Source organism: Arthrobacter sp. Bi83 (genome assembly GCF_918698095.1).
In the GTDB taxonomy this organism is placed as follows: Bacteria; Actinomycetota; Actinomycetes; order Actinomycetales; family Micrococcaceae; genus Arthrobacter.
In genome coordinates, this window is the sequence record NZ_CAKKLY010000094.1 from 1 (window position 1) to 6747 (window position 6747).

At 67.5% G+C, this 6747-nt stretch carries 3 protein-coding genes and 1 pseudogene; 1 reads left to right on the forward strand and 3 read right to left on the reverse strand.

What is annotated here, in order from left to right; all coding sequences use genetic code 11:
- Window positions 1-563: 563 nt before the first annotated feature.
- Window positions 564-1193 (forward strand): annotated as a pseudogene (locus tag LQ144_RS22500) (DUF2071 domain-containing protein); the annotation flags it as partial.
- A gap of 37 nt (window positions 1194-1230) precedes the next feature.
- On the opposite strand, the gene LQ144_RS22505 reads toward LQ144_RS22500, so the two are convergent.
- The 3 genes from LQ144_RS22505 to LQ144_RS22515 form a co-directional block, all read right to left on the reverse strand.
- Window positions 1231-1551 (reverse strand): hypothetical protein, encoded by a 321-nt coding sequence (locus LQ144_RS22505; RefSeq protein WP_230121470.1) that lies wholly within the window; start codon window positions 1549-1551, stop codon window positions 1231-1233.
- A gap of 427 nt (window positions 1552-1978) precedes the next feature.
- Window positions 1979-3853, reverse strand: coding sequence for a gamma-glutamyltransferase (locus LQ144_RS22510; protein ID WP_230121471.1), 1875 nt, complete (start codon window positions 3851-3853; stop codon window positions 1979-1981).
- A gap of 147 nt (window positions 3854-4000) precedes the next feature.
- Window positions 4001-6727, reverse strand: a complete 2727-nt coding sequence (locus LQ144_RS22515) for a Tex family protein (protein ID WP_230121472.1) — start codon at window positions 6725-6727, stop codon at window positions 4001-4003.
- Window positions 6728-6747 lie beyond the last annotated feature (20 nt).

Here is a 6747-nt window from a genome sequence, read left to right on the forward strand (position 1 = left end):
ACATCGACCCCACCCAAAAACCCCGACGCAACCACCACCACCGAACATAAAACGACCACCCACCCGCGATGACCTCGCAGGCAGGCCCCGGACACGACACTCCGGCTCGGGTCGTACGGGCAGCGATCCCGGCGGACGATATCAGGGCGCGCAGGCGATCGCCGCGCACAGTCGCACAGTTGGATGGTCACGCGTTGACCTGCGTCAGCGCTGGTCCGGCGTGGGATCCCGGGGAAGGACTGTCTTGCAGCGTGGCCATCCCGTCGATGCGGTCAGCCCACGAAGCACCTGTTTGGCCTGACAGACGCTGATCGACTGAACACCAGGGCGCGGGTATCGGCCACCGCGGGTCGCCCCGGAGCCCCGGCGTTGCGGCGTCTTTGCTGCCGGGCCTCGAGAATGACCCCGGTGGTCCATCTCCGTGGTTTCCGCTTCGTCGCCAAATGACAGACACCTTCCTCACCTTGTCCGCCGCGGTTAGGCTCGGCGCATGACGGCAACAGGGTCGGGTCCATCAGAGCCGCACCGCGGCGACAAGGGAAGGCGGGCAGCACTGGCGGCTCCCCGAGGCAGCGGCCGCCGCGAAGATGCCCCCTGGGGTGCTCCCGGATGTCTTCGACGGTTCATCGTGGGTGGGTCTTGTCGCGTTCCGGATGCAGGGCGCGAGCCTCGGACGCGGCCCGGCGGTGCCGTACTTCGGAGATTTCACCGAGGTCAACGTCCGGCTGTACTCGTGCGAACCAGGCGGAAGGCGGGGAGTTGTCTTCCTGAGTTTGGATGCATCACGCTTCGCCGTGCTGTTAGCTGCGCGAGCAGTCGGGATTCCGTACGTGTGGTCGCACGCCCACGTCAAGCCGGGACTAGGGCCAGACCCCGCCATTGGATATTCAGTCCGCAGATTCCGGCACGGTGCCGAGACCGACTTTGCAGTCACCCCTGACCTGAGCAATCAAACAGCCGATCCGCTGGCCATCCATCTGACTGCGCGTTTCGGGCTTCACACGCGCTTACTCGGACGCACCATTTATGTGCCCAACACCCATACCCCCTGGCCGCTACACCGGGCCAAGCTCACCGTGCTGGACGACCAACTCGTTGCGGCCGCCGGCATAACCGTTTCGGGAACACCCGAGTCTGTCTTATTCTCCCCAGGTGTCGGCACTAGGTTCGGGCTTCCGAGGCCTTTGGCATGACGGCGGCGAGCCTGTGCGGACAGGATTTCAAAGCGGATTAGGAGTCCTGCCATCCACGGCCTTCCACGAAGGTGGCAACAAGCGTACCGATTCCCGCCTGAAGCGAGTTGGAAGGATCCTCGAAGAGTGATGCCTCGGTGGCCCGGCTGTGGTTGATGAGCTGCTCGGCTTCCAACTTGGCTTCCGGGACGGTTGCGCCGATGATTCCGGTCCGCGCCGGGAGTTCGGGAGTGTGCACTATTTCAGCGTCCGTCTCCGGGAGCGGGATGGTGGTCCCGGTCTGTATTTCGTCGTGCGGGAACTCAAATTCGGCGTTATCCGGGCCAGCGGGAACGGTGTACTCCAGGAAGTAAGTCATCTTCCTACCCTTGCAGAAAGCCCGCAGGCCGGAAACCCCGCCACACCAGCGAGGATTGAAGTCTCGCAGCCCCTCCGACCAACTGCCCGACGGGCTTCCCCCGCTACCACTGACGATACGAACCCATCCCAGGGCCGCTGATCCCGTCGAAGTCCAGCAGAAAACAAAGCTAAGCGACCATCACTGACGACGCTTGGATGAGCATCAATGCAGTCACGCCGGGACGCCAAAGAATCCAAGCAACGATTATCGCAACGACGACAACGACCATCAGCAAGGCCGTAGCTAGGATTGCACGCGGCTTCATGGGCGAAGCCGTAGCTCCCAGACTTGTCTATGGGAACACCCTCCCCGGCAGCAGCGTCCGGAGTGCAGGCAAACGGCATGGTCAAGGTTCAAAGGCTGACCTGCCGCGCGCTCCGGGGCCTTACCGCCCCGCCGCGTAACCCTGCGCACCGCGCGGATTGGCGGCGGCCCGCAGGACCCCGGTCGCCGGATCGCGTTCGACGGCGGACAGCCGTCCCAGTGTCCAGTCACCGGCGCGGGTGATCCGGTGCCCCCTTCGCTCAAGTCCCGCTATTAGCTCGCCGCCGAGCCGGTCCTCGACGACGGCTCCGCCTGGTACCCACGTGCGGGGCCAGAATGAACCGGGCATCGACGTCGTATGGAACGCCGGCGCGTCGATCGCCTGCTGCGGCGAGTAGCCGCCGACTATAGTCCTCAGCAGATACAGGAGCTGCCACTGGTCCTGCTGGTCTCCGCCTGGCGAACCCAGCGCTGTGACCGCAACGCCGTCACGCAGCACCAGGGTTGGCGTAAGGGTGGTGCGCGGCCGTTTGCCCGGAGTCAGCGTGGACGGCGTTCCGGGTTCAAGCCACGTCATCTGCAGCCGCGTCCCCAGGCAAAAGCCAAGTTCTGGAATTGCCGGCGAAGACTGCAGCCAGCCGCCTGACGGAGTGGCGGAGACCATGTTCCCCCAGCGGTCCACGACGTCGATGTGGCATGTATCGCCGCGCGTTTCCCCAGTTGGAGTAACCGTCGGCTCGCCGGCTCCGGCAGCGGCACCGAAGGCGGCAGCACCGCGGTTGGGGCGAGAACCGCCGTCGTCATTGCCCTGCGACGGCGGCGCGTACTCAGTACGCAGCGCCGGGATGTACGGCTCCCGGCCCGGAACCTGGCCCGGCCGGAATTCGTGGGAGGCGTTCTCGGTGATCAGTTCCCGGCGCCGAGCAGCGTATTCAGCAGAGAGCAGGTAGTCCAACGGCACGTCGGCATCGCCGTAGTACGCCTCCCGGTCGGCGAGCGCCAGCTTCTGGGCCTCAAGAATTGTGTGGGCCCCGAGTTCGGTGCACGGATCGAGGTACTCGTCGTCCAATCCCTCAAGGATTGCCAGGGTCTGCAGCAGCGCCGGGCCCTGACCCCAGGCCCCGGTCTTGGCGATCGTGTGGCCGCGGAATTCAAGAGCGGTGGCCTCTTCGTAGCTCGCGCGGAATCCGGCCATGTCGGCCATGGTCAGGACGCCGCTGTGATCGGTGCCCGATGAGTGGCGGTGCGGTGTCTGCACAGCCTTGGCGATAATCCGGGCAACGAAACCCTCGCTCCATTCGCGCCGGGCAGCATCGATCCGCGCCTCGCGGGTGTGGGCATCGGCTTCACCGACGGCCTCGCCAATGCCTGCTCCGGCCTGAACCAGCTTCTGCAAGGTGCGGGCATGGGCGGGATTCCGGATCAGCTGGCCCTCTTCCGGGATCCGCCCCTCCGGCATCCACAGGTCAGCGGACGTTGGCCAGTGGCGGCGGAACAGCTCCGACACGGCGGAGATGGTGGCGCCAACCCGGGCCAGGACAGGGTGCCCGTCACGCGCGTACGCGATCGCGAAGTCCAGCACCTCCGCCAGTTCCCACGTCCCATGGTCCCGCAGGAGCAAGAGCCACGCGTCGACGGCGCCAGGAACCGCTGCGGCCAGCGCACCGGAGCCCGGCACGAGTTCCAGTCCTTCGCCCACGTAATGCTGCACGGTGGCTCCTGCCGGCGCCGGGCCCTGCCCCATCAACACCACGGGCCTGCCCGGGTTCTCGGCCGTGCTGAACACACCGGCCATATCACCGCCGGGGCCGTTGAGGTGGGGTTCCACCACGTGCAGCACAAAGGCTGCCGCCGTGGCGGCATCGAAGGCGTTGCCTCCCCGTTCGAGCACCGACTGTGCCGTGGCCGTGGCCAGCCAGTGCGTCGACGCCGCCATCCCGAAGGTGCCCTGGAGGGTGGGACGGGTGGTAAACGGATCCGGCCTCGTGAAACTCATGCAGCTACTGTAGGCATCCGCTTCCGCGCTACCGGGGACACCGCGCCCACGACACGGACCAGGCTCTAATCCCGGACTCCCCTTCCTGGCCGCCCAACGCGTTGTCTCCCGGCTGGTGGCGCCGCGCCGAGACTCCTGGTTCTGGCACTATTTTCCGAGCCCGGCCCTCCTGAGCGCTTCTGCCATCGCGGTATTAGCGGGCGCCGGCTTCGCTGTGGCGGGCTTCGCCGTGCCGGGCTTTGCTGTGCCTGGCTTAGCTGTGCCGGTCTTGGCTGTGCCGGAAGTGCCTTTGCGTTCGCCTGACGTGGCACGCCGCGCTGCGTCGCGCGCACCACCCTCGCTCTGGTTGCCTTGTCCGCCTTGCCTGCCCTGCCCGCCCTGGGCACTCCGGGCACCTCGCTGATTCGAGCCGCGCTCCATCGCATCCCGACGAGCAGAATCGTCCGAGCCACCCGTGCCTCGGCCTGCGGGACCGCGACCACCGGAAGGTGCCGCTTCGTCGTCGAGCCTCAAGGTCAACGAAATCCGCTTCCGTTCCGGGTCGGCTTCGAGCACCTTCACTCGCACCACCTGGCCCGATTTCACCACTTCCCGCGGGTCGGACACGAACCGGTTGGCCAGAGCAGAAACATGCACCAGCCCGTCCTGATGCACTCCCACGTCCACGAACGCGCCGAATGCCGCAACATTGGTGACCGTTCCCTCGAGCACCATGCCCGGCTTGAGGTCCGAGATCTTCTCGATGCCCTCCGAGAACGCGGCAGCCTTGAACGCCGGACGCGGATCGCGGCCCGGCTTGTCCAGCTCGGCAATGATGTCCCGGACCGTCGGCAGCCCGAATGTGCCGTCCACGAACTCCTGCGGATTGATCTCACTGAGGCCCAGGGCACCGGCCCCGGCTGGCCCAGCATTGGCTGGTGCCCCAGTCCTGCCGGATGCGGCACCCCCGGCAGCCGCCATAATCTTCCGGGCCACAGGGTATGCCTCGGGGTGAACACTGGACGCATCCAGCGGCTCCGCTCCGCCGGTGATCCGGAGGAACCCGGCGCACTGCTCGAACGCCTTCGCCCCGAGCCGCGGAACCTTCTTCAGCTCGCTGCGCTTAGCGAACGGGCCATGCTCGTTCCGGTAGGCCACGATGTTCTCGCTCAGCAACGGGCCGACGCCCGCCACCCGGCTCAACAGCGCGGGCGACGCGGTATTCACGTCCACGCCCACCGCGTTCACGCAGTCCTCCACCACGGCATCCAGGCTGCGGTCCAGTTTGGCGGCCGTGACGTCGTGCTGGTACTGCCCGACGCCGATCGATTTAGGATCGATCTTCACCAGTTCAGCCAGCGGGTCCTGCAGCCGGCGCGCAATCGAGACCGCCCCGCGGAGGGACACGTCCATGCCCGGCAGTTCGGCCGCCGCGAGAGCTGACGCCGAATACACCGACGCCCCTGCCTCGGACACCACCAGCTTCTGCGGCTTCGGTACTGCACCGGTCGCAGCGCCCGAACCCGTCGCGGGACCCGAACCCGTCGCAGCGCCGGAACCCGTTGCAGCGCCCGAACCGGGCCGCGGCCCCGAACCCGCTCCGGAAGCCCCGGCCACTGTGGCGGACAGTCTCTTGAGGAGTTCGGCAGCAAGCTTGTCCGTCTCGCGGGACGCCGTGCCGTTGCCGATCGCCACGAGTTCGACGGCGTGCTTCCACGCCAGCCGTTCAAGCGTGGCCAGGGCTTCGTCCCACTTGCGTGCCGGTGCGTGCGGATACACCGTGTCGGTGGCCACCACCTTGCCGGTCCCGTCCACGACGGCCACCTTCACGCCGGTCCGCAGCCCCGGGTCCAGACCCAGGGTGGCGCGGTTGCCGGCCGGCGCCGCGAGCAGCACGTCGCGCAGGTTCGCGGCGAAGACGCGAACGGCCTCGTCCTCCGCGGCGGCAAACATCCGCCCGCGCAGGTCCGCCGTCAGCCGGGCGAGTACGCGCGAGCGCCACGCCACCTGCGCCGTCTGCAGGAGCCAGGCGTCGGCGGGCCGGCCGCGGTCCGCAACCCCGAGGAACCTGGCCACGGCGGACTCGTAACGGGCGCGCGCCGCGGCGAGCGCGTCGTCGTCGGCCGGGTCCGCCTCGGTGAGGTCGAGCTCCAGCACGCCGTCCTTCTCCCCGCGCAGCAGCGCGAGAACGCGGTGCGACGGCATCCCGGTGGGCGCCTGGGAGAACTCGAAGTAGTCCGCAAACTTCTGGCCTTCGGTCTCCTTGCCCTTCTTGACCCGCGAGACCATCCGGCCCTGCGTCCACAACCGCTCGCGCAGGGTCTCGGCGAGATCGGGATCCTGCGCCACCCGCTCCACGAGGATGGCGCGGGCGCCTGCGAGCGCGGCTGAGGCGTCGTCAACGGCGTGCTCGGCGTTCAGGTATTTCACGGCCTCCCGCTCCGGATCCAGTTCGGGGCGTTTCAGCAGCGCATCGGCCAGCGGCTCCAGTCCGGCCTCCCGCGCGATCTGCGCCTTGGTGCGGCGCTTGGATTTGAAGGGCAGGTAGATGTCCTCCAGCCTGGACTTCGTGTCCGCGGCGACGACGGCGGCCTCAAGTTCCGGGCTCAGCTTGCCCTGGGCGGCGATCGCCTCCAGGACAGCACGACGGCGGTCCTCCAATTCGCGGAGGTAGCGCAGGCGCTCGTCGAGCTCGCGGAGCTGGGTATCGTCAAGGGTGCCGGTGGCTTCCTTGCGGTACCGGGCGATGAACGGGACGGTTGAACCGCCGTCGAGCAGGTCCACGGTTGCCTTCACCTGCCAGGCCTTCACACCCAGCTCGGAGGCGATCTGGGCGGCGATGCGGCCGGCCAGGTCCTCGGGCGAGACGTTAGCTTCAGGAGTTCGTGCCCGCATTGGGGTGGGCGGGTTTGAAG

Coding starts and splice junctions, on each gene's coding strand:
- LQ144_RS22505 (WP_230121470.1), bottom strand. CDS start 1,551: ATGACTTACTTCCTGGAGTACACCGTTCCCGCTGGCCCGGATAACGCC.
- LQ144_RS22510 (WP_230121471.1), bottom strand. CDS start 3,853: ATGAGTTTCACGAGGCCGGATCCGTTTACCACCCGTCCCACCCTCCAG.
- LQ144_RS22515 (WP_230121472.1), bottom strand. CDS start 6,727: ATGCGGGCACGAACTCCTGAAGCTAACGTCTCGCCCGAGGACCTGGCC.